The 23688-nt window shown below is 54.0% G+C and carries 16 protein-coding genes, 1 tRNA gene and 3 rRNA genes; 16 read left to right on the forward strand and 4 right to left on the reverse strand.

Features of this window, described 5'->3' with window-relative positions:
* Positions 1-77 precede the first annotated feature (77 nt).
* The 6 genes from rbsD (at position 78) to rbsR (ending at position 5881) form a co-directional block, all read left to right on the forward strand.
* A complete protein-coding gene (gene rbsD, locus AAGR22_RS00070; RefSeq protein ID WP_067700677.1) occupies positions 78-497 on the forward strand; it encodes a D-ribose pyranase in 420 nt (139 codons plus the stop codon).
* A gap of 7 nt (positions 498-504) precedes the next feature.
* Entirely contained in the window at positions 505-2010 is a 1506-nt protein-coding gene (gene rbsA, locus AAGR22_RS00075; protein ID WP_345829596.1) for a ribose ABC transporter ATP-binding protein RbsA, read from the forward strand.
* A gap of 2 nt (positions 2011-2012) precedes the next feature.
* Complete coding sequence (rbsC, locus tag AAGR22_RS00080) at positions 2013-2981, forward strand: ribose ABC transporter permease (RefSeq protein WP_067700747.1); 969 nt, start codon at positions 2013-2015, stop codon at positions 2979-2981.
* Between the two features lie 28 nt (positions 2982-3009).
* A complete protein-coding gene (gene rbsB, locus AAGR22_RS00085) occupies positions 3010-3885 on the forward strand; it encodes a ribose ABC transporter substrate-binding protein RbsB (protein ID WP_082804061.1) in 876 nt (291 codons plus the stop codon).
* Between the two features lie 61 nt (positions 3886-3946).
* Positions 3947-4876: a ribokinase gene (rbsK, locus tag AAGR22_RS00090; RefSeq protein WP_345829599.1), complete on the forward strand. Its 930-nt coding sequence runs from the start codon at positions 3947-3949 to the stop codon at positions 4874-4876.
* Positions 4877-4879: 3 nt separating this feature from the next.
* Positions 4880-5881: a ribose operon transcriptional repressor RbsR gene (gene rbsR, locus AAGR22_RS00095; protein WP_345829601.1), complete on the forward strand. Its 1002-nt coding sequence runs from the start codon at positions 4880-4882 to the stop codon at positions 5879-5881.
* On the opposite strand, the gene mdtD is transcribed toward rbsR, so the two are convergent.
* Positions 5878-7281 carry a multidrug transporter subunit MdtD gene (mdtD, locus tag AAGR22_RS00100; RefSeq protein WP_067700689.1) on the reverse strand — a complete coding sequence of 468 codons (1404 nt, stop codon included), beginning with the start codon at positions 7279-7281 and terminating at the stop codon, positions 5878-5880. The two genes, rbsR and mdtD, sit on opposite strands and share 4 nt — an antisense overlap.
* 515 nt (positions 7282-7796) lie before the next feature.
* Between mdtD and AAGR22_RS00105 the strand changes: the two genes are divergently transcribed.
* The 4 genes from AAGR22_RS00105 to rrf all read left to right on the forward strand — a co-directional run bounded on the left by AAGR22_RS00105 (position 7797) and on the right by rrf (position 13161).
* Positions 7797-9338 (forward strand): 16S ribosomal RNA (locus tag AAGR22_RS00105).
* 69 nt (positions 9339-9407) lie between these two features.
* Positions 9408-9483, forward strand: a tRNA-Glu gene (locus AAGR22_RS00110).
* Between the two features lie 358 nt (positions 9484-9841).
* Positions 9842-12746: ribosomal RNA gene (locus AAGR22_RS00115) — 23S ribosomal RNA — on the forward strand.
* Positions 12747-13045: 299 nt separating this feature from the next.
* Positions 13046-13161: ribosomal RNA gene (gene rrf, locus AAGR22_RS00120) — 5S ribosomal RNA — on the forward strand.
* Together the 16S, 23S and 5S rRNA genes with 1 tRNA gene alongside form the textbook arrangement of a ribosomal RNA operon.
* 277 nt (positions 13162-13438) lie before the next feature.
* Here the strand turns inward: rrf and mobB are convergent.
* Complete coding sequence (gene mobB, locus AAGR22_RS00125) at positions 13439-13963, reverse strand: molybdopterin-guanine dinucleotide biosynthesis protein MobB (protein WP_345829603.1); 525 nt, start codon at positions 13961-13963, stop codon at positions 13439-13441.
* Positions 13960-14541, reverse strand: a complete 582-nt coding sequence (gene mobA / locus AAGR22_RS00130) for a molybdenum cofactor guanylyltransferase MobA (RefSeq protein ID WP_345831518.1) — start codon at positions 14539-14541, stop codon at positions 13960-13962. The genes mobB and mobA overlap by 4 nt, the downstream gene beginning before the upstream one ends.
* An 85-nt stretch (positions 14542-14626) precedes the next feature.
* Between mobA and AAGR22_RS00135 the strand changes: the two genes are divergently transcribed.
* From AAGR22_RS00135 to polA, 4 genes are all read left to right on the forward strand, one after another.
* A complete protein-coding gene (locus tag AAGR22_RS00135) occupies positions 14627-14896 on the forward strand; it encodes a YihD family protein (RefSeq protein ID WP_067709190.1) in 270 nt (89 codons plus the stop codon).
* An 80-nt stretch (positions 14897-14976) separates the two neighbouring features.
* Positions 14977-15969, forward strand: a complete 993-nt coding sequence (locus tag AAGR22_RS00140; protein WP_345829607.1) for a serine/threonine protein kinase — start codon at positions 14977-14979, stop codon at positions 15967-15969.
* Positions 15970-16001: 32 nt separating this feature from the next.
* Positions 16002-16631 carry a thiol:disulfide interchange protein DsbA gene (gene dsbA / locus AAGR22_RS00145; RefSeq protein ID WP_345829608.1) on the forward strand — a complete coding sequence of 210 codons (630 nt, stop codon included), beginning with the start codon at positions 16002-16004 and terminating at the stop codon, positions 16629-16631.
* A gap of 418 nt (positions 16632-17049) precedes the next feature.
* Entirely contained in the window at positions 17050-19842 is a 2793-nt protein-coding gene (polA, locus tag AAGR22_RS00150; RefSeq protein WP_345829610.1) for a DNA polymerase I, read from the forward strand.
* Positions 19843-20302: 460 nt separating this feature from the next.
* Here polA and yihA read toward each other — a convergent pair whose 3' ends face one another.
* Positions 20303-20944, reverse strand: coding sequence for a ribosome biogenesis GTP-binding protein YihA/YsxC (gene yihA, locus AAGR22_RS00155; protein WP_067709200.1), 642 nt, complete (start codon positions 20942-20944; stop codon positions 20303-20305).
* A gap of 557 nt (positions 20945-21501) precedes the next feature.
* On the opposite strand from yihA, the gene yihI reads away from it, so the two are divergent.
* Positions 21502-22038, forward strand: coding sequence for a Der GTPase-activating protein YihI (gene yihI, locus AAGR22_RS00160; RefSeq protein WP_067709202.1), 537 nt, complete (start codon positions 21502-21504; stop codon positions 22036-22038).
* Between the two features lie 257 nt (positions 22039-22295).
* The gene (hemN, locus tag AAGR22_RS00165; RefSeq protein WP_345829612.1) at positions 22296-23663 is read left to right on the forward strand and encodes an oxygen-independent coproporphyrinogen III oxidase; all 1368 of its coding nucleotides are present in this window, start codon (positions 22296-22298) and stop codon (positions 23661-23663) included.
* The last annotated feature ends 25 nt before the right edge of the window (positions 23664-23688 follow it).

The raw sequence follows: 23688 nt of genomic DNA on the forward strand, positions 1-23688 counted from the left end.
TCCACGTATGGTGATTGTTTTCCCGTCTGGCTTTCATACACTCCCCGCAAGCGAAACGTTTCGCTCTGGAGTGAATGATGAAAAAAGGCACCTTACTGAATTCTGAAATATCGGCGCTGGTTTCCAGGCTCGGGCATACCGACAGCCTGGTAATTGGTGACGCGGGACTGCCCATTCCGGCTGGCCCTCAGCGTGTTGATCTGGCGCTGACGCAGGGGATCCCCAGCTTTTTACAGGTGGTGAAAGCCGTGACCGACGAGATGCAGGTAGAAAGTGTCATCATCGCCGAGGAGATTAAGTCCCATAATCCTCAGCTTCTTAGTGAACTCTCCGCTCTGCTCGACTTACTGCAACAACACCAGGGAAACACCATCGCGATTTCGTACGTGAGTCACCAACAGTTCAAACAGCAAACGCAGCGTAGCCAGGCGGTCATTCGCAGCGGGGAGTGTTCTCCCTATGCCAATATCATCCTGTGCGCTGGCGTGACCTTCTGAGGCCGTCATGCAACCTTTATTGCAGCTGCAAGGCATTGATAAATCCTTTCCCGGCGTCAAGGCGCTTTCCGGCGCCGCGCTGGCGGTCTATCCCGGACGCGTTATGGCGCTGGTGGGTGAGAACGGCGCCGGTAAGTCCACCATGATGAAAGTGATGACCGGCATTTACCCCCGGGATGCCGGCTCGGTGAAATGGCTCGGTAACGAGACCACGTTTAGCGGGCCAAAGGCATCACAGGAAGCCGGCATCGGCATCATCCATCAGGAGCTTAACCTGATCCCGCAGCTCAGCATTGCTGAGAATATCTTTCTGGGGCGGGAGTTTGTTAACGGCTTTGGCCGCATCCTGTGGAAAAAAATGCATGCCGAGGCGGACGTCCTGCTTAAACGCCTGAACCTGCGCTTTAGCAGCCACAGGCTGGTGGGCGACCTGTCGATTGGCGACCAGCAGATGGTCGAAATCGCCAAGGTACTGAGCTATCAGTCCAAAGTGATTGTGATGGACGAGCCAACGGATGCGCTGACCGATACCGAAACCGCCTCGCTGTTTCGCGTCATCCGCGAGCTGAAAGCGCAGGGCTGCGGCATTGTCTATATCTCCCACCGGATGAAAGAGATCTTTGAAATTTGCGATGACGTAACCATCTTCCGCGACGGTCAGTTTATTGCCGAACGCGCGGTGGAGAGCCTGGACGAGAATTCGCTGATTGAAATGATGGTGGGCCGCAAGCTGGAAGAGCAGTATCCACGGCTGGACAAAGCCCCCGGCGAAGTTCGCCTGAAGGTTGAGCATCTCAGCGGACCGGGCGTGGAGGACGTCAGCTTTACGCTGCGTAAGGGCGAGATCCTGGGCGTGGCGGGGCTGATGGGCGCGGGACGAACCGAACTGATGAAGGTGCTTTACGGTGCGCTGGCCCGAACCCACGGCAGCGTAACGTTGGATGGGCGGAATATCCTCACCCGCACGCCGGAAGATGGGCTGCGAAACGGCATTGTCTATATCTCCGAAGACCGCAAGCGTGACGGGCTGGTGCTGGGCATGTCGGTGAAGGAGAACATGTCGCTGACCGCGCTGGACTACTTCAGCCACGGCGGCGGCAGGCTGAAACACGCAGAGGAGCAGCTGGCGGTCAGCGACTTTATCACCCTGTTTAAGGTGAAAACGCCGTCGATGAACCAGCCGATCGGCCTGCTTTCCGGCGGCAATCAGCAAAAGGTGGCCATCGCCCGTGGGCTGATGACCCGTCCTAAAGTCCTCATTTTGGATGAACCCACCCGCGGCGTGGACGTCGGCGCTAAAAAAGAGATCTATCAGCTTATTAATCAGTTTAAGGACGAGGGGCTGAGCATCATTCTGGTTTCCTCTGAAATGCCGGAGGTGCTGGGCATGAGCGACCGCGTGCTGGTGATGCACGAAGGGCGCCTGAGCGGTGATTTCCCAATTGAACAGGCCACGCAGGAAGTCCTGATGGCGGCAGCAGTAGGTAAGCTACAGAGTGTGGAGCACGCATGACCATGAATACCCGAACGATCCCTGCTAACCGGCTGTTCAGCAAGACCTGGCTGCTGGAGCAAAAATCCCTGATCGCGCTGATTGTGCTGATTGCTATCGTCTCCAGCCTCAGCCCGAACTTTTTTACCCTGAACAATATGTTCAACATCCTGCAGCAGACCTCCGTTAACGCCATTATGGCGGTCGGCATGACGCTGGTTATCCTGACCTCCGGTATCGATCTTTCAGTGGGGTCGCTGCTGGCGCTGACTGGTGCGGTAGGTGCATCGCTGGTGGGGATGGAAGTTAACGCGCTGGTGGCCGTGGCCGCCTCTCTGGCGCTGGGCGCAGCCATTGGCGCCCTGACCGGTACTATCGTGGCGAAAGGACGCGTGCAGGCCTTCATCGCCACGCTGGTGATGATGCTGCTGCTGCGGGGCGTCACGATGGTGTACACCAACGGCAGCCCGGTCAATACCGGCTTCAATGACAATGCCGATCTGTTTGGCTGGTTCGGCATTGGCCGCCCTCTGGGTATTCCCACGCCGGTGTGGCTGATGGCGGTGGTGTTCGCTCTGGCCTGGTACATGCTGCATCACACCCGCCTGGGCCGCTACATTTATGCGCTGGGCGGCAACGAGGCGGCAACGCGCCTGTCCGGCATCAGCGTCAGCCGGGTGAAAATTGTCGTGTATGCGCTGAGTGGCATGCTGGCCGCGCTGGCGAGCACCATCGAAGTGGCAAGGCTCTCATCGGCACAGCCGACCGCGGGAACGGGCTACGAGCTTGATGCCATTGCCGCCGTTGTGCTGGGCGGCACCAGTCTGGCCGGCGGCAAAGGGCGAATCATGGGCACCTTAATTGGGGCACTGATCCTCGGCTTCCTGAATAACGGGCTTAACCTGCTCGGCGTTTCCTCCTACTACCAAATGATCGTCAAAGCTGTGGTGATTTTGCTGGCGGTGCTGGTAGATAACAAAAGCAGTAAATAACTCATCCCTACAGGAAATTATGATGAAAATGACCAAACTGACTGCACTTGCCGTTCTGCTCGGCGCCACGCTGAGCGCCAGCGCAATGGCGAAAGACACCATCGCACTGGTAGTGTCCACGCTGAATAATCCCTTTTTTGTCTCGTTAAAAGACGGCGCACAAAAAGAAGCGGATAAGCTGGGTTACAACCTGGTCGTGCTGGATTCACAGAATAACCCGGCAAAAGAGCTGGCTAACGTTCAGGACTTAACCGTACGCGGGACTAAGCTGCTGCTGATTAACCCGACTGATTCTGACGCGGTGGGCAATGCGGTCAAAATGGCGAATCAGGCCAGTATTCCGGTGATAACCCTGGACCGTATGGCGGCGCAGGGCAAAGTGGTCAGCCACGTTGCATCGGATAACCGCTTCGGCGGCAAGATGGCGGGTGACTACATTGCGAAGAAGGTGGGTGAGAACGCGAAAATTATCGAGCTGTCCGGTATTGCGGGCACCTCCGCCGCGCGTGAGCGGGGTGAAGGCTTTAAATCTGCTGCCGATGCGCATAAGTTCGTTATCCTCGCCAGCCAGCCAGCCGACTTTGACCGCACCAAAGGTCTGAACGTGATGCAGAACCTGCTGACCGCGCATCCTGACGTGCAGGCGGTATTTGCTCAAAATGATGAAATGGCGCTCGGCGCAATGCGCGCATTGCAAACTGCCGGTAAATCTGATGTGGTGGTCGTCGGCTTCGACGGCACCGCAGACGGGGTAAAAGCCGTTCAGGGTGGTAAGCTGGCCGCTACCGTGGCTCAGCAGCCGGAGCAAATCGGCGTTATCGGCGTGCAAACGGCTGATAAAGTGCTGAAGGGCCAGAAAGTTCAGGCTATCAACCCGGTTGACCTGAAGCTGGTCACGCAATAAATCAAAGAAAAGCATGGCACGCGCCACCCTTTCCGGGTGGCGCCTTTTTCTGGACGCCTTTATGAAAAAATCCGGCAAGCTGACCGTCCTTGGCAGCATTAATGCAGACCATATTCTTAACCTGATGCAGTTCCCCCGGCCCGGCGAAACGGTGACCGGCGGCGAGTATCAGGTCGCTTTTGGCGGGAAAGGGGCAAATCAGGCCGTTGCGGCAGGGCGCAGTGGGGCGGATATCGCCTTTATCGCCTGCGTGGGCGACGATGATATCGGCCAGCGCATTCGCCAGCAGCTGGCAACCGACCAGATCGATATCACCCCTGTCGAAGTTGTGGCGGACCAGTCCACCGGCGTGGCGCTTATTTTTGTCAACGGTGCGGGCGAAAACTGTATTGCGATCCATGCCGGTGCCAACGCGGCGCTGACGCCGGAAAGGGTCAGCCAGCACCAGCAGACGATAGCGGAGTCGGACGCGCTGCTGATGCAGCTTGAGTCGCCGCTGGCGAGCGTACTGGCCGCCGCAAAAATTGCCCGCCAGCATCAGACGCGCGTTATCCTTAATCCCGCGCCCGCCGTCGCACTTTCCGATGAGCTGCTGGGACTGGTGGATATGATTACCCCCAATGAAACGGAAGCGGAAATACTGACCGGCGTGCACGTTGATTCCGACGAAGCGGCGGCGCGTGCGGCTGGCGTGCTGCATGAAAAGGGTATCGACAGCGTTCTTATTACTCTCGGCAGCCGCGGCGTGTGGCTGAGTGAACAGGGTAAAGGCCAGCGTATTGCCGGTTTCCGGGTGGAGGCGGTTGATACGATAGCGGCAGGCGACACCTTCAACGGCGCGCTTATCGCCGCCCTGCTCGAAGGGCAGGCGATGGATCGCTCCGTGCGCTTTGCCCATGCGGCTGCGGCTATTTCGGTGACCCGCCACGGCGCGCAGCCATCCGTACCCTGGCGCAGTGAAATCGATCGCTTTTTGCAGCAGCAGGGGTAGCGCGTGGCCACTATGAAAGATGTCGCGCGCCTTGCGGGCGTGTCGACCTCTACCGTTTCCCACGTTATTAACAACAACCGCTTCGTCAGCGAGGCGGTGCGGGAAAAAATCACCTCTGCGATTGCCGAGCTGAATTATGCCCCATCTGCCCTGGCACGCAGTCTGAAGCTCAACCAGACGCGCACCATCGGTATGCTGCTGACCGCCAGTAGTAACCCTTTCTACTCTGAAGTGGTTCGCGGCGTCGAGCGGAGCTGCTATGAGCGCGGTTACAGCCTGATCCTGTGCAATACCGAAGGGGATGAAAACCGCATGAACCGCAGCCTTGAAACGCTGCTGCAGAAGCGGGTGGATGGGCTGCTAATTATGTGTACTGAAAGTCATCTCCCCTCGGCGGATATTCTTAACCGCTATCCCTCTATTCCTTCGGTGATGATGGACTGGGCCCCTTTTAAGGGCAGCAGCGACATTATTCAGGATAACTCGCTGCTGGGCGGGGAGATGGCAACCCGATTTCTGATCTCCCGGGGTTACCGGCGCATTGCCTGCATTGCCGGTCCGCAGGATAAAACGCCTGCCCGTCTGCGGCTGGAAGGTTTTCAGCGGGCAATGAAGAGCGCGGGCTTACCGGTGCCGCCGTCCTGTGTGGTCAGCGGTGATTTCGAGTTTGAGGGCGGGTTCAACGCCATGAATCAGCTGCTATCGCTCTCCCCGCTGCCCGAAGCGGTTTTTACCTGCAACGATGCGATGGCGGTGGGCGGCTATCATGCGCTCTTCCAGGCCGGACTGTCGGTGCCGCAGGATATTGCGGTCATTGGCTATGACGACATCGAGCTGGCGCGCTATATGACACCGCCTTTGACCACCATTCACCAGCCTAAAGATGAACTGGGGGAGCTGGCGATTGATACGCTACTTCACCGCCTCGGCGAGCCGGGCGACAGTCAGCAGTTACTGATTCTGACGCCAGAGCTGGTAGAGCGCGGCTCGGTGGGGGAGCGTTAAGCGCGTTTTTTGCGCTTCTCCCGGTCAGCAATCAGATGGCGGCCATCTCCCGGTTTAAGCAGCCTGAATACCAGCCCGGAAAACACGGTTACCACGCCCATGGTCAGAAAGGTGGCGTGGAAGTGCTGCACCGTGGTGCCATCGAAGTTCTCATAGAAACGCAGCACCGCGGCACTCACCGCGACGCCAAAGCTGATCGCCAGCTGCTGGGTGACGGCCAGCATACTGTTACCGCTGCTGGCGTTACCCTCATTTAAATCCGCCAGCGTAATGGTGTTCATCGCCGTAAACTGGGTGGACATGGCCATGCCCAGAATAAACAGCGGTAGCAGAAGGACGACCAGGCCCATTGCTGGCGTCTGTAGCGCAAAGGTGGCAATCAGCGCACCGATAATCACGCTTATCCACATTAGCGTGGTGCGGTAGCCGAACCAGCGAAGCACCTGGGTGACCGTTGATTTCGCCAGGAGCGATCCTAATGCCGTCGGGGCCATCATGCAGCCAGCGAGAATGGCGGAATAGCCGAATCCCACCTGAAGCATCAGCGGCATCAGGAAAGGAATGCAGCCGGTACCAAGCCGGGAAGCGATATTCCCGAGGATCCCCACCGAGAAGGTGCGGGTTTTAAACATCGGTAAGGGAATGAGGGGAGTCGCATGGCGCCTCGCGTGAGCAATATAAAGAAGCAGCAGCACTATCCCTCCCGACGTAACGGCCAGAGCAATACTGCTGGCCACTATCTTCTCGCCCAATAGCTCAATCCCGCTCGACAGCAGCACAAGGCCTATACCAAACAGAATAAAGCCCAGCAGATCGAAGCGGCGTTTGGGCGTGGTGAAATCCGGCATATACTTACGGGCGTAAATAATACCCAGAATGCCCATCGGAATATTTATCAGGAAGATCCAGTGCCAGCTGGCCCAGGTTACCAGCACGCCGCCCAGCAGCGGCCCCAGAACCGGGCCAATCAGCCCGGGCATAGTGACGAAGTTCAGCACCGGCAGCAGTTCGCTACGCGGATAGGCCCTGAGCAATGCCAGCCTGGCGACGGGCATCATCATCGCGCCACCAATCCCCTGAAGCACCCGGAAGGTCACCAGCATGGCCAGAGAGTCTGAGAGCGCGCAGGCCAGCGAACCTAGCGTAAATAAAGAAACCGCCACCACAAACACTTTGCGCGTACCGAAGCGATCGGCCAGCCAGCCGCTGACGGGGATCAGCATGGCAACGGTTAAGGTGTAGCTAATGATGGCAGACTGCATTGCCAGGGGGGAGCGATTCAGGCTCTGCGCGATGGCGGGAAGAGCGGTGTTCAGTATCGTGGCATCCAGCGCCTGCATAAAAAAGGCCATGGCGGCTATCCACGGAAGTCCGGCCATACTGCGCGCGGATTTTGTCATTTGGCATCCTTTCTATTATTCATTGTGGCTTAAAGACCCTGGTAGCTTAAGAGTAGCACCCCCGTTTATGGATTTCACAAAGGGCAGAACGGGCATTTGGGATGAATATGGTGCAATAACAACCCAATAGTGTGTGATTAATCGCCGATCGGTTAAAAAAAGGACGGTCAGATCTTTTTTTTAAAGAAAGGCTTGTCACCCGTCAGGAACTCCCTATAATGCGCCTCCACTGACACGGAACAACGGCTTAACGGTCACCGGGTCAGGAAGAGAAAAGTGAGAAATTCCTTGACTCTTCAGCGGGAAAGCGTAATATCTGCACCCCGCGCCACACGAGATTATGTGGCACTGCTCTTTAACAATTTATCAGACAATCTGTGTGGGCACTCGCAGGATTGATATCAGCGCCGCAAGGCGCAAAAAATATCAAGTCTTAAGAGTGAACACATAATGAAATTCATTATGACGTTTTACACTTGAGCATCGCTTCACTTGTTGAAGCAAATCGAACTTTTAAATTGAAGAGTTTGATCATGGCTCAGATTGAACGCTGGCGGCAGGCCTAACACATGCAAGTCGAACGGTAGCACAGGAGAGCTTGCTCTCTGGGTGACGAGTGGCGGACGGGTGAGTAATGTCTGGGAAACTGCCCGATGGAGGGGGATAACTACTGGAAACGGTAGCTAATACCGCATAACGTCTACGGACCAAAGTGGGGGACCTTCGGGCCTCACACCATCGGATGTGCCCAGATGGGATTAGCTTGTTGGTGAGGTAATGGCTCACCAAGGCGACGATCCCTAGCTGGTCTGAGAGGATGACCAGCCACACTGGAACTGAGACACGGTCCAGACTCCTACGGGAGGCAGCAGTGGGGAATATTGCACAATGGGCGCAAGCCTGATGCAGCCATGCCGCGTGTATGAAGAAGGCCTTCGGGTTGTAAAGTACTTTCAGCGGGGAGGAAGGGGGTGAGGTTAATAACCTCGCTCATTGACGTTACCCGCAGAAGAAGCACCGGCTAACTCCGTGCCAGCAGCCGCGGTAATACGGAGGGTGCAAGCGTTAATCGGAATTACTGGGCGTAAAGCGCACGCAGGCGGTCTGTCAAGTCGGATGTGAAATCCCCGGGCTCAACCCGGGAACTGCATTCGAAACTGGCAGGCTAGAGTCTTGTAGAGGGGGGTAGAATTCCAGGTGTAGCGGTGAAATGCGTAGAGATCTGGAGGAATACCGGTGGCGAAGGCGGCCCCCTGGACAAAGACTGACGCTCAGGTGCGAAAGCGTGGGGAGCAAACAGGATTAGATACCCTGGTAGTCCACGCCGTAAACGATGTCGACTTGGAGGTTGTTCCCTTGAGGAGTGGCTTCCGGAGCTAACGCGTTAAGTCGACCGCCTGGGGAGTACGGCCGCAAGGTTAAAACTCAAATGAATTGACGGGGGCCCGCACAAGCGGTGGAGCATGTGGTTTAATTCGATGCAACGCGAAGAACCTTACCTGCTCTTGACATCCACGGAATTTGGCAGAGATGCCTTAGTGCCTTCGGGAACCGTGAGACAGGTGCTGCATGGCTGTCGTCAGCTCGTGTTGTGAAATGTTGGGTTAAGTCCCGCAACGAGCGCAACCCTTATCCTTTGTTGCCAGCGATTCGGTCGGGAACTCAAAGGAGACTGCCGGTGATAAACCGGAGGAAGGTGGGGATGACGTCAAGTCATCATGGCCCTTACGAGCAGGGCTACACACGTGCTACAATGGCGCATACAAAGAGAAGCGACCTCGCGAGAGCAAGCGGACCTCACAAAGTGCGTCGTAGTCCGGATCGGAGTCTGCAACTCGACTCCGTGAAGTCGGAATCGCTAGTAATCGTGGATCAGAATGCCACGGTGAATACGTTCCCGGGCCTTGTACACACCGCCCGTCACACCATGGGAGTGGGTTGCAAAAGAAGTAGGTAGCTTAACCTTCGGGAGGGCGCTTACCACTTTGTGATTCATGACTGGGGTGAAGTCGTAACAAGGTAACCGTAGGGGAACCTGCGGTTGGATCACCTCCTTACCTGAAGATACCTTCCCGCGTAGTGTCCACAACAGATTGTCTGATAGAAGTAATGAGCAACAGTACAGAGTCCCCATCGTCTAGAGGCCCAGGACACTGCCCTTTCACGGCTGTAACAGGGGTTCGAATCCCCTTGGGGACGCCATCTCCTGATAATGAGTGAAAGACATTATCAACCGTATCTCAAAGCTGATTCTGCCTGAAGGCGAGTCATGTTTGAGATAACTGCTCTTTAATAATCCGGAACAAGCTGAAAATTGAAACGACGTATCGTTTTCATTCTCCGTAATAAGAATGAAATAACACGATACAGTCGAGTCTCTCAAATGCTTACAACTCAGCAGTCTTTACTGACATCAGTAATGAGCGAGCTAAGTGAAGGTAAGGCGTCAGCGCGCAGCAGGCGGAGTGGACTTAACGTCCATGAGCACTGTGAGCACTGCACAACGCCGCCATCACGACGCGCAGCCATTACGGACAGAAAGGACGCTTGTGGGTTGTGAGGTTAAGTGACTAAGCGTACACGGTGGATGCCCTGGCAGTCAGAGGCGATGAAGGGCGTGCTAATCTGCGATAAGCGTCGGTAAGGTGATATGAACCGCAACAACCGGCGATACCCGAATGGGGAAACCCAGTGTGTTTCGACACACTATCGCAACATGAATACATAGTGTTGCGAGGCGAACCGGGGGAACTGAAACATCTAAGTACCCCGAGGAAAAGAAATCAACCGAGATTCCCCCAGTAGCGGCGAGCGAACGGGGAGGAGCCCAGAACCTGAATCAGTTTGTGCATCAGTGGAAGCGTCTGGAAAGTCGCAGGGTACAGGGTGACACTCCCGTACACAAAGATGCACTTGCTGTGAGTTCGAAGAGTAGGGCGGGACACGTGATATCCTGTCTGAATATGGGGGGACCATCCTCCAAGGCTAAATACTCCTGACTGACCGATAGTGAACCAGTACCGTGAGGGAAAGGCGAAAAGAACCCCGGCGAGGGGAGTGAAACAGAACCTGAAACCGTGTACGTACAAGCAGTGGGAGCACCTTCGTGGTGTGACTGCGTACCTTTTGTATAATGGGTCAGCGACTTATATTCTGTAGCAAGGTTAACCGTATAGGGGAGCCGCAGGGAAACCGAGTCTTAACTGGGCGTTAAGTTGCAGGGTATAGACCCGAAACCCGGTGATCTAGCCATGGGCAGGTTGAAGGTTGGGTAACACTAACTGGAGGACCGAACCGACTAATGTTGAAAAATTAGCGGATGACCTGTGGCTGGGGGTGAAAGGCCAATCAAACCGGGAGATAGCTGGTTCTCCCCGAAAGCTATTTAGGTAGCGCCTCGTGAACTCATCTCCGGGGGTAGAGCACTGTTTCGGCTAGGGGGCCATCCCGGCTTACCAACCCGATGCAAACTGCGAATACCGGAGAATGTTATCACGGGAGACACACGGCGGGTGCTAACGTCCGTCGTGAAGAGGGAAACAACCCAGACCGCCAGCTAAGGTCCCAAAGTCATGGTTAAGTGGGAAACGATGTGGGAAGGCACAGACAGCCAGGATGTTGGCTTAGAAGCAGCCATCATTTAAAGAAAGCGTAATAGCTCACTGGTCGAGTCGGCCTGCGCGGAAGATGTAACGGGGCTAAACCATGCACCGAAGCTGCGGCAGCGACACTTATGTGTTGTTGGGTAGGGGAGCGTTCTGTAAGCCGTTGAAGGTGGACTGTGAGGTCTGCTGGAGGTATCAGAAGTGCGAATGCTGACATGAGTAACGATAAAGCGGGTGAAAAGCCCGCTCGCCGGAAGACCAAGGGTTCCTGTCCAACGTTAATCGGGGCAGGGTGAGTCGACCCCTAAGGCGAGGCCGAAAGGCGTAGTCGATGGGAAACAGGTTAATATTCCTGTACTCGGTGTTACTGCGAAGGGGGGACGGAGAAGGCTATGTTAGCCGGGCGACGGTTGTCCCGGTTTAAGCGTGTAGGCTGGTGTTCCAGGTAAATCCGGAACGCCTTAAGGCTGAGGCGTGATGACGAGGCACTACGGTGCTGAAGTAACAAATGCCCTGCTTCCAGGAAAAGCCTCTAAGCATCAGGTAACAACGAATCGTACCCCAAACCGACACAGGTGGTCAGGTAGAGAATACCAAGGCGCTTGAGAGAACTCGGGTGAAGGAACTAGGCAAAATGGTGCCGTAACTTCGGGAGAAGGCACGCTGGTGCGTAGGTGAAGCGACTTGCTCGCGGAGCTGAAGCCAGTCGAAGATACCAGCTGGCTGCAACTGTTTATTAAAAACACAGCACTGTGCAAACACGAAAGTGGACGTATACGGTGTGACGCCTGCCCGGTGCCGGAAGGTTAATTGATGGGGTTATCGCAAGAGAAGCTCCTGATCGAAGCCCCGGTAAACGGCGGCCGTAACTATAACGGTCCTAAGGTAGCGAAATTCCTTGTCGGGTAAGTTCCGACCTGCACGAATGGCGTAATGATGGCCAGGCTGTCTCCACCCGAGACTCAGTGAAATTGAACTCGCTGTGAAGATGCAGTGTACCCGCGGCAAGACGGAAAGACCCCGTGAACCTTTACTACAGCTTGACACTGAACATTGAGCCTTGATGTGTAGGATAGGTGGGAGGCTTTGAAGCGTGGACGCCAGTCTGCGTGGAGCCAACCTTGAAATACCACCCTTTAACGTTTGATGTTCTAACCTGGCGCCATAATCTGGCGTGGGGACAGTGTCTGGTGGGTAGTTTGACTGGGGCGGTCTCCTCCTAAAGAGTAACGGAGGAGCACGAAGGTCAGCTAATCACGGTCGGACATCGTGAGGTTAGTGCAATGGCATAAGCTGGCTTGACTGCGAGAGTGACGGCTCGAGCAGGTGCGAAAGCAGGTCATAGTGATCCGGTGGTTCTGAATGGAAGGGCCATCGCTCAACGGATAAAAGGTACTCCGGGGATAACAGGCTGATACCGCCCAAGAGTTCATATCGACGGCGGTGTTTGGCACCTCGATGTCGGCTCATCACATCCTGGGGCTGAAGTAGGTCCCAAGGGTACGGCTGTTCGCCGTTTAAAGTGGTACGCGAGCTGGGTTTAGAACGTCGTGAGACAGTTCGGTCCCTATCTGCCGTGGGCGCTGGAAGATTGAGAGGGGTTGCTCCTAGTACGAGAGGACCGGAGTGAACGCACCACTGGTGTTCGGGTTGTCATGCCAATGGCATTGCCCGGTAGCTAAGTGCGGAAAAGATAAGCGCTGAAAGCATCTAAGCGCGAAACTTGCCTCGAGATGAATCTTCCCTGACCCTTTAAGGGTCCTGAAGGGACGTTGAAGACTACGACGTTGATAGGCCGGGTGTGTAAGCGCAGCGATGCGTTGAGCTAACCGGTACTAATGACCCGTGAGGCTTAACCTTACAACACCAGAAGCGTTCTGGTGAGCAGTGAGAGACAGAAGACAATTTTCAGCTTATCCGGACAAGAATTAAGCTGTTCTGCCTATTACGCATGCGGGACAGAGCAGGAGATTTTATCTGCCCTGCGGACGTGAGTCTGCGGAGTGTGATTTAAAAAATTAGCGGGAACGAAAGAGTTTGTGCTGAAGCAGGGCGGCAAACGCAGCGAAGGAAGGAGCATACTGAAGTATGTGACTGAGTTTGCAGGTGAAGCCAGCGCAGCAGCAGCGCAAAATATTCGTTCCGTGCACCAAGATTTGCCTGGCGGCTTTAGCGCGGTGGTCCCACCTGACCCCATGCCGAACTCAGAAGTGAAACGCCGTAGCGCCGATGGTAGTGTGGGGTCTCCCCATGCGAGAGTAGGGAACTGCCAGGCATCAAATAAAGCAATAACCCTGACCTCACGGTCAGGGTTTTTTGCGTTATGGGGCAGGAGAAATTATTCGGCCCAGAGTCAGTATTATGCGTACAGGGGCCGGGGGGATTGCGCTCAGAATCAGGATTATACGTACAGGGACCGGGGAATTGCGCTCAGAGTCAGGGTCTTGCGTACAGGGACCGGGAAAATTGCGCCCAGGATCAGGATTACTGCATTCAGGCCCCGCTCGCGGTCATGACTGTTACGTGCTGGCCTGTAAATCATCCCGTAACCTTCACTCAGTACCGGCAGAGCGGCGCTGCTTTTCCCGCCACTGAGAAATAAAATCCACCACGGTATCCACCGCATTCAGATCCAGCACTGGCACCCGGCACTCCAGGTTGATGTCGCCAGCAACAGCAATAACGTGCTCATCCAGCCCGTCAGGGAAGGGTTTTCCCGTCTCATGCCGGTAAAGCACTATCTTCGGCACTGCTTCGCCTTTAAAGCCTTCGATAAGAATCAAATCAAGCTTGCTCTCATCCATTCTGCTGGCCAGATAGTGCAGATCCAGCGTGTCCGCCGCTGACGTTTCGGTCATTAGCGCCCAGCGCTTTTGACTGGCGACTATTACCTGATCGGCACCAGCTTTACGTAGCTCGTAACTGTCTTTCCCCGGCTTATCAATTTCCATGTCGTGATGGGTATGTTTAATCAACCCGCAGCGGATACCCCGCTCTGAAAGCAGTGGGATCAGCTGCTTTAACAGCGTCGTTTTTCCTGTGCCGCTGGCCGCGACAATAGCTAACAGGGGGATCACAATGCTTCACCCTTACCCAGAAGATCGCTGGGGTAGTTAATATTTGCGAAAGCGGCAGGGCAGCTATCGAAAGAGACAGCATGGCCGCCTGCCTGCTTAAGAAATAGCATGACTCGCCGTTCTCCGGCTGCAAGAAATGAAGCAAGATCCCCAGCTAAACCGACGTTTACCAGCGCCAGCGTCGGATGATCGCGATCGCCACTGCGCGCCCATACGGCAGGTGCATCGTTTTTCTCCTGCCACAGGCGTGCAACTAAGTCGTCAGGAAGCTCTGGCGTATCACAGGGCGCAAAAACGGCCCAGTCTTCAGCGATATTTTGTAATGCTGCAAGCATGCCTGCCAGCGGCCCGGGAAAGCCCGACAGGGTATCTGCGAATACCGGAACACCACTCTGCTGATAAATAGAAATATTACGGTTTGCACTGATGCAAAGCTGGCTTACCTGGGGAGAAAGCCGCCCTAACACATGCTGATAAAGTGGTTTACCCCGCCACGGGATGAGACCTTTATCTTCACCGCCCATACGGCTTCCCTGGCCGCCAGCAAGAATTACGCCAGTGACGGGTAGGAGGGAGATCGTGGACATAAAACTTACACCCTCTTTTAATGTGGGTTTAACCCTGCTAACGTAGCAGAATTGACCTTTTAACAGGAACAACAGCATGAAATGCCATCGTCTGAACGAACTAATTTCACTGCTTCAGCCAGCCTGGCAGCAGGAACCCGATCTGAATTTAGTGCAATTTTTGCAGAAAATCGCGGATGAAGCGGGTTTTACTCAGCCTATTGGCGACATTACCGATGACGTTCTAATCTATCATCTTAAAATGCGCGGCACGGATAAAGATGAAGCTATCCCCGGTCTGAAAAAAGATTATGAGGAAGACTTCAAAACCGCTTTGCTGCGTGCCCGCGGCGTGATTAAAGATTAAATCACCATTTACCGTCATGCTGCCTGTTTGATGATATTCTTTGTCGCTAATTCATTTGCGATAATCTGTGAGTATGTCGGATGAAAGGACCTGCCTTTAACTTTCAAAACCTGGATCCTGATACCATTCTGGATGCGCTGTGGCAAACCGGAATTCGGGTAGAGTCAGGGCTTACTGCCCTGAACAGCTATGAAAATCGGGTCTACCAGTTCTCCGATGAGGACCGGAAACGCTACGTCGTTAAGTTCTATCGCCCTGAGAGGTGGTCAGATCAACAGATCGGCGAAGAGCACCAGTTTACCACCGAGCTGCTTAATGATGAGGTGCCCGTCGCGGCTCCGCTGCTTCTTCAGGGAACGACCCTTCATCAGCATCAGGGCTACCGTTACGCGGTTTTCCCCAGCCTGGGAGGACGGCAGTACGAAACGGATAACTATGACCAGCTGGAGTGGGTAGGACGCTTTTTGGGTCGAATCCACCAGACGGCCAGAAAGAAGACCTTTACCGTGCGGCCGACCCTGGGTCTGAAAGAGTATATCGAAGAGCCCCTGGCCGTTCTCGAACAGAGCCGTCTGATCCCGGCAAAGCTCAAAGAGCCTTTATTAGCCAGCGTCAGGCTTATCGGCACAACTTTACATAATTACTGGCATACTCAATGGCAGCCGATGCGCCTGCATGGCGATTGCCATCCGGGTAATATCCTCTGGCGCGACGGTCCGCTGTTTGTCGATTTGGATGATGCGCGCAATGGCCCCGCCATTCAGGATCTCTGGATGCTGATCAACGGTGATGTTCAGGAGCAGCGTATCCAGTGGGATATTTTACTGGAGGCTTACAGTGAATTCAGCGAGTTCGACTCACATGAATTGTCACTGATTGAGCCTTTACGCGCCATGAGGATGGTTTATTATCTGGCATGGGTGGTCCGCCGTTGGGAGGATCCCGCATTTCCTGCAAGTTTTCCGTGGATGACGGACGAGGATTTCTGGCGCAGGCAGATCGCTATTTTTAATCAACAGGCAAAGCTGTTGCAGGAACCCCCGCTGCAGCTTGTACCTACTTTTCAGGGTTGATGGCCCTTTTGCTGTTAGGAGAGAATTTTCCAATGAAAAAGATTTGGTTTGCGCTGGTCGGCATGATGCTGGCAATGAGTGCATCGGCTGCGCAGTTCACCGATGGTCAACAGTATGTAACAATACAGAAGCCCGTTACCGGCGAACCTCAGGTTATGGAGTTCTTCTCCTTCTTTTGTCCTCACTGCTATGAATTTGAACACGTCTGGCACGTTAGCGATGCGGTGAAGAAAAACCTGCCCGCTAACACGAAAGTGACTAAATACCACGTGGATTTCCTGGGTGGAGACATGGGCAAAACCCTGACCCAGGCATGGGCGGTGGCGATGGCGCTGGGTGTTGAAGATAAAGTGACTGCCCCTATTTTTGAAGGCATCCAGAAAACCCAAACTATTACCGACCCGGCCAGTCTGAAAGCAACCTTTGTAAAAGCGGCGGGTATTAAGCCAGAAGATTACGATGCGGCGTGGAACAGCTTCGTGGTGAAATCGCTTGTTGCGCAGCAGGAAAAAGCGGCTGCTGACGTCGATCTGCGCGGTGTGCCAGCGATGTTTGTTAACGGAAAATACATGGTGAACAACGGCGGTCTGGATACCAGCTCAATGGATAACTACGTTCAGCAATATGCTAACGTTGTGAAATTCCTGCTGACCCAGAAGTAACCTGCTTTTGACCACGCCAGCCTGCGGCTGGTGTGGTTATCTTCCCCATCCGGCTGAAAATCCTGTTCTTAATTTGCTTCTCCCGGCTATGCCGATCCGTTGGATCCGATCGCGTCACATTGATCGGGGCATAAATAATATCCACACTGAATTAATTTCGGATGGAATAAAGCAAATCCTAAGGTAACCTACTAACCTCATGTAATAAAAAGTAATTTTAACCGTACACGATATCATATTCTGGTTGTTGCATTACGTTTGCAAATTTACGCACAAACTTATCCACAGTTTATTATTGGGAAGCTATTCGCATAACCCATCTTTAAGGCACGATTCACCCCCGAGTTATTTCATCTTTTATACTCAGCTGTGGCATCCTTACCGCATTGATAAAACCAACGAAGAACGCAAAAAACCTATGGCACAAATTGCAGAAAACCCGCTTATTCTGGTAGATGGCTCTTCTTACCTTTACCGTGCTTATCATGCCTTCCCTCCACTGACCAACAGTGCGGGTGAACCCACGGGCGCAATGTACGGTGTCCTGAATATGTTGCGCAGTCTGCTGCTGCAATATAAGCCTGACCATGTCGCCGTAGTTTTTGATGCCAAAGGCAAAACGTTTCGTGATGAGCTTTTTGAAGATTACAAATCTCATCGGCCACCCATGCCGGACGACCTTCGTGCGCAAATAGAACCCTTGCACAACATGGTAAGGGCAATGGGGCTGCCGCTGCTGGCCGTATCGGGCGTAGAGGCCGATGACGTCATCGGGACGCTGGCGCTGGAAGCCGGGAAAATAGGCAAGCCAGTATTGATCAGCACCGGCGACAAAGACATGGCACAGCTGGTGACACCTGATATCACGCTGATCAACACCATGAATAATGCCATTCTCGGTCCAGATGAAGTAGTGGAAAAGTTCGGCGTTCCTCCTTCACTGATCATCGACTTTCTTGCCCTGATGGGCGACTCCTCAGACAATATTCCGGGTGTTCCCGGAGTGGGTGAAAAGACCGCGCAGGCGCTGCTTCAGGGCCTGGGGGGGATAAAAGACATTTATGCCAATCTTGATAAGGTCGCTACGCTCACCTTCAGGGGCGCTAAGACCATGTCGGCGAAGCTTGAGCAAAGCAAAGAGCTGGCTTTTCTGTCTTATCAGCTGGCGACGATCAAAACCGATGTGCAGCTGGACGTAACCTGCGAGCAGCTCACGGTTAATGAGCCTGATGCAGAAACGCTGCTTGGCCTGTTCCGTCACTATGAGTTCAAGCGCTGGATAACCGATCTGGAAGAGGGCAAATGGCTACAGGGAAGGAAAGGCTCGCCAGCAGGACAGAAAGCGCCGGTAGAAGCAGTGGCTGAGAGCAGCACCAGTGAGGTCGCCAGCGTGCTGTCATCCGATGGCTACGTGACTATTCTGGATGAAGAAACCTTTGAAGCCTGGTTTAAAAAACTACAGGACAGTTCACTGTTCTCATTCGACCTTGAAACGGATTCACTCGACACGCTGAGTGCAAATATTGTCGGACTCTCATTTGCAGTTGCGCCGGGTGAAGCGGCCTACCTGCCGGTAGCGCATGACTACCTTGATGCGCCCGTTCAGCTTGACCGTGACAGCGTCCTGGCACGTCTTAAACCCCTGCTGGAAGATAACAAGGCGTTTAAGGTTGGGCAGAACCTGAAGTATGACCGCGGCGTGCTGAAGAATTACGACATTGAACTTCAGGGCATCAGGTTTGACACCATGCTGGAGTCCTACGCGCTCAACAGCGTAGGGGGGCGGCACGATATGGATACGCTGGCCACCCGCTGGTTAAGCCATAAAACGGTCACCTTTGAGGAGATCGCCGGAAAGGGCAAAAAACAGCTGACCTTTAATCAAATCGCCCTGGAACAGGCCGCCCACTATGCCGCTGAAGATGCAGACGTTACGCTTCAGCTGCATCTTAAAATGTGGCCGGAGCTGGAAAAAGAAGCGGGTCCCAAACAGGTTTTTGAAGAGATCGAGATGCCGCTGGTTACGGTTATTTCACGCATCGAGCGCAACGGGGTTTTCATTGACCAGGGTATTCTGGCGAAGCATTCGATTGAGCTTACCGAGCGCCTGGCCGGACTGGAGCAAAAAGCGCATGAGCTGGCAGGTGAGCCGTTTAATCTCTCATCACCAAAGCAGCTGCAAACTATTTTGTTTGAGAAGCAGGGGATTAAGCCCACGAAAAAAACGCCGGGCGGCGCTCCCTCTACCAGTGAGGAAGTCCTTGCCGAGCTGGCGCTTGATTACCCCCTGCCGAAGGTGATCCTGGAACATCGTGGCCTGTCCAAACTGAAGTCAACCTACACCGATAAACTGCCGTTGATGATCAACCCGATAACCGGACGTGTCCATACGTCGTACCATCAGGCCGTTACGGCGACCGGACGTCTCTCATCGACCGATCCTAACCTGCAAAATATTCCGGTACGTAACGACGAAGGGCGTCGTATTCGTCAGGCGTTTATTGCCTCTGAGGGCTGTAAAATTGTTGCCGCCGACTATTCGCAGATTGAGCTGCGTATCATGGCGCATCTTTCTCAGGATAAAGGCCTGCTGAGTGCCTTTGCCGATGGGCAGGATATCCACCGTGCCACGGCGGCGGAGGTCTTTGGCATGGCGCTTGATAAAGTGACCGGCGAGCAGCGCCGCAGCGCTAAGGCAATAAACTTTGGTTTGATCTACGGCATGAGCGCATTCGGCCTCTCCCGCCAGCTCAATATTGGCGCAGGCGAAGCAAAGAAATATATGGATCTCTACTTCGAGCGTTATCCTGGCGTTCTGGAATACATGGAAAATACCCGTCAGCAGGCAGCCGCGAAGGGCTATGTATCTACGCTGGACGGTCGCCGTCTCTATTTGCCTGATATCAACGCCAGCAATGCGATACGCCGCAAGGCCGCAGAGCGTGCGGCAATCAATGCGCCCATGCAGGGAACCGCCGCCGATATTATCAAGAAAGCGATGATCGCCGTGGATGGCTGGCTGACGCCACAGTCCATGCCGGAGGTGAAGATGATTATGCAGGTACACGATGAACTGGTTTTTGAGGTTAAAACCTCCGAGGTCGAGGCTGCATCAGCGAAGATCCGCGAGCTGATGGAAAATAGCATGACGCTTGACGTTCCGCTACGTGTGGATGTCGGCGTAGGTGATAACTGGGATCAGGCCCATTAATTACCAGAGTAAAAGAGAGTAAGGTGCAGACGCGGGCTTTTAGCCCGTCGTAAGCCTTTGCATGGCTGCCCCTGGGGGCCGACAGAAGTCATTTTGTTGGCCTCACGCAGAATCCATAAGAATTTCGTGTAGTTGGAAGCGACAGCGGATGATAATTCCCTTGTTTGCTCAGAATTTCACCTAACCATCTATGCTGTAAGCATTTTTTCCGTAAGTTAGCTACAAGTCGAGCGGGATTATGTGAGCTGGGTTGGATAAAGCAGGGTAATTTCTGGAAGTTAACTACAAAAAACCCTTTTTAGGCCCGAAAAAATCATGTAGAGTTTGAGTCGTAGGGTACAGAGGTAAGATGTTCTATCTTTCAGACCTTTTACTTCACGTAATCGGATTTGGCTGAATATTAGCCGCCCCAGTCAGTTATGACTGGGGCGTTTTTTATTGGGCGACGTTCAAAAGCGCGTTACTGCGGATCGTTAAGATTCTCGTCTTCAACAGCAGGGGGGATATCGGTAAACCAGCTATCCAGCTTCTGACTTAGCTTGTCCACGCCAATTCTTTTAAGCGAAGAGAAAACTTCGACCTGAATATCACCCACAAAGCCTTTAGCTTCTTCACGCACCAGATTGAGCTGAGCTTTACGCGCGCCCGAGGCCAGTTTATCTGCCTTGGTTAGCAGAACCAGTACCTGAATACCGCTCTGAACGGCCCACTTAATCATTTGCTGATCCAGGTCCTTAAGCGGATGGCGGATATCCATCAGTACCACCAGGCCCTTAAGACATTCGCGTCTGTGCAGATATTCTGACAGGGCTTGCTGCCACTTCAGCTTTACCTCCTCAGGGACTTCCGCATAACCATAGCCCGGTAAATCGACCAGGCGGTAGCCTTCTGCAACCTGGAAAAGGTTGATCAGCTGGGTACGGCCGGGCGTTTTACTGGTACGGGCCAGCGATTTCTGGTTGGTCAGCGTGTTAAGCGCGCTGGACTTGCCCGCATTAGAACGGCCTGCAAATGCCACTTCGATTCCGCTGTCGGAGGGAAGATGACGGATATCAGGGGCGCTGGTGACAAAATGAGTGAGATGATAATTCCAGCCAGACAAAATAAAACTCCAGGAATAAATGTGCAATTGCGCTGAGTATACCCTGTATAGAATCAAAGCGCCCAGCTCACCGCAGTCAGGTCCATCCTTTGTAAGAGATGTGCTACAGATTATGTCAGCCTTTATCGTTTCCTGTTAAATGGGAAAAATGCAAAAAATTCTATTAAACAACGCATTAGTTTAATTTCGAATTATCGGCACCAAAATAGTTACGCTGGCTGACTTGAGAGTTTGTCTTGATGGTCTACAGTATTGGTCAGAACCTGGAGGGTTCACTTCAGGACGAAGCGCTCAGGGTAGGCAGGATGCTGCTGAGCAGGGATGGAAAGGCGTTGTGGATAATGCCACAAAATGGAACGGAACACGTCCGGGACGGATGAAACGGCAAAGGAAAACCGGGATGTTGTATGCCCAAAAGGATGCTGACTCAGTCAGTCCTTCTGCGGAAGGTGCGAAAAAAGGCGACAGGGAGACCTGCCGCCTTTTTTCTTTGTCTGCTTTCTGCTAGATTTCGCCGCAATTCTATACTGAATATAAAAAGTCTGAGAGCAGAAATCATGAAGCAACCTGCACGTAAACCCCAGGATAAAAAACCAGCAGCAAAAAGCCCGCGTAAACCCCGCGTTGACCTCAATGCTGAAGCGCGCGATCGCAAGCGTGACAAGAAGCAACGCGGCAATCCTACCGGCAGTCGCGCTAATCCTCTCGCCCAGGCCCAAAAAAGTAGCACTGACAACAAAAGCAAAGATCCGCGTATCGGCAGCAAAAAGCCCGTTGCCCTGGGCGCGGCTTCCGCTGCGACCAAACCCGCGAAGCCCGCTAAAGTGGCCAAACCGGTGCAGGAAGAGAAGAAATCCCGTCTGACGCCGGAAGAAGAGCTGGCAGGACTGGAAAATAACGAACGCCTTGACGCGCTTCTGGACAGGCTGGAAAACGGGGAAAGCCTGTCAGCAGAGGATCAGGCCTGGCTGGATCAGTCCCTGGATCGTATCGACGTGCTGATGGAGCAGCTGGGTATCGCACTGGATGACGATGCGGATGAGGATAAAGAAGCCGAAGAAGACATGTACCGTTTGCTGAAGGGCGGTAAGTAGTTACTCCGGACAACATCAGGCTGAACGGCAGCGCCACCGGCGGGTGCTGCCGTTTTAAAAGGTTTCTCTGCTAATGAATTGGCCTGGATCAATTTTTGCGTTAATTCTGTTCTGCTGGCTGGCCTGGGCATTGGTTAAACTACGCCGTCTGTCGCGGCTGAAAAACCGGCTGCGCAGAAAGGCCGTTCGTTCGCTTCCGGGTCATCCTCCTGTTATCCGACGATCGGCAACCCGACGCCGACGCAGGAGTGAATACCGTGATCCAGACGATTGAATGGGATCTGAATCTGATTCAGAAGTACAACATCTCTGGTCCCCGCTATACCTCTTACCCCACCGCGCTGGAATTTCATCAGGATTATACCGAAGCAGCCTTTTTGCAGGCGGCTCAGCGTTATCCGGATCGCCCGCTTTCACTGTATATTCATATCCCTTTCTGCCATCGGCTGTGCTATTTCTGCGGCTGCAACAAAGTCGTGACGCGACAGCAGCATAAGGCCGACCGCTATCTGGACGCGCTTGAGGTGGAGATCAACGCCCGCGCACCGCTGTTTCGCGAGCGCACCGTCACGCAGATGCACTGGGGCGGCGGTACGCCAACATATCTTAGTAAGACTCAAATTACCCGACTGATCGATCTGCTAAAAAAGCAGTTCCGCTTTAGCGAACAGGCGGAGCTGTCGATTGAGGTTGATCCCCGTGAAATTGAGCTGGACGTATTGGACCACCTGCGGGCTGCGGGATTTAACCGTCTCAGCATGGGAGTGCAGGACTTCAACAAAGCCGTGCAGGAAAAGGTGAATCGGGTACAGAGCGAAGAGGTCATTTTTTCCCTCGTCGAACGTGCCCGCCAGCTGGGATTCACCTCCACTAACCTCGACTTAATCTACGGTTTGCCGCTGCAAACGGCAGAGAGCTTTGCCTTTACGCTTAAGAAGGTGGCCGCGCTCGCGCCTGACCGGCTCAGCGTATTTAACTATGCGCATATGCCGACGCTGTTTGCCGCCCAGCGTAAGATTAAAGAAGCCGATCTCCCGGATGCGCAGCAAAAGCTCGATATTCTGCAGCAGTCCATTGCCACTCTGACCGACGCGGGATACCAGTTTATTGGTATGGACCATTTTGCACGCCCGGATGATGAACTCGCCGTGGCCCAGCGTGAAGGGCGGCTGCATCGCAACTTTCAGGGCTACACGACGCAGGGCGAAAGCGACTTACTGGGAATGGGGGTTTCGGCCATCAGTATGCTGGGCGACAGCTATGCGCAGAATCATAAAGAACTTAAGGTCTGGTATGCGGCCATTGACGAACAGCACACGGCGCTTTGGCGGGGACTGAAGCTTACAGAGGATGATTGCCTGCGACGTGACGTGATTAAGGCGCTGATCTGCAATTTTTCGCTGAATTTTGCCGATTTCGACACGCGGGATCGCGCCTTTAGCGACTATTTCGCCGCGGATCTGCAACGCCTGGCGCCTCTGATGCACGATGGGCTGGTGGACAGGGACGAGAAGGGCCTTCAGGTGACCGCTAAGGGCCGTTTGCTGATAAGGAATATCTGTATGTGTTTTGACAGTCATCTTCATCAGAAGGCACACAGGCAGCAATTTTCGCGGGTGATTTGAATCGGGATGGATGGAACGGCCCGCC

Origin of the sequence: Erwinia sp. HDF1-3R (assembly GCF_039621855.1) — a bacterium.
Lineage (GTDB): Bacteria > Pseudomonadota > Gammaproteobacteria > Enterobacterales > Enterobacteriaceae > Erwinia.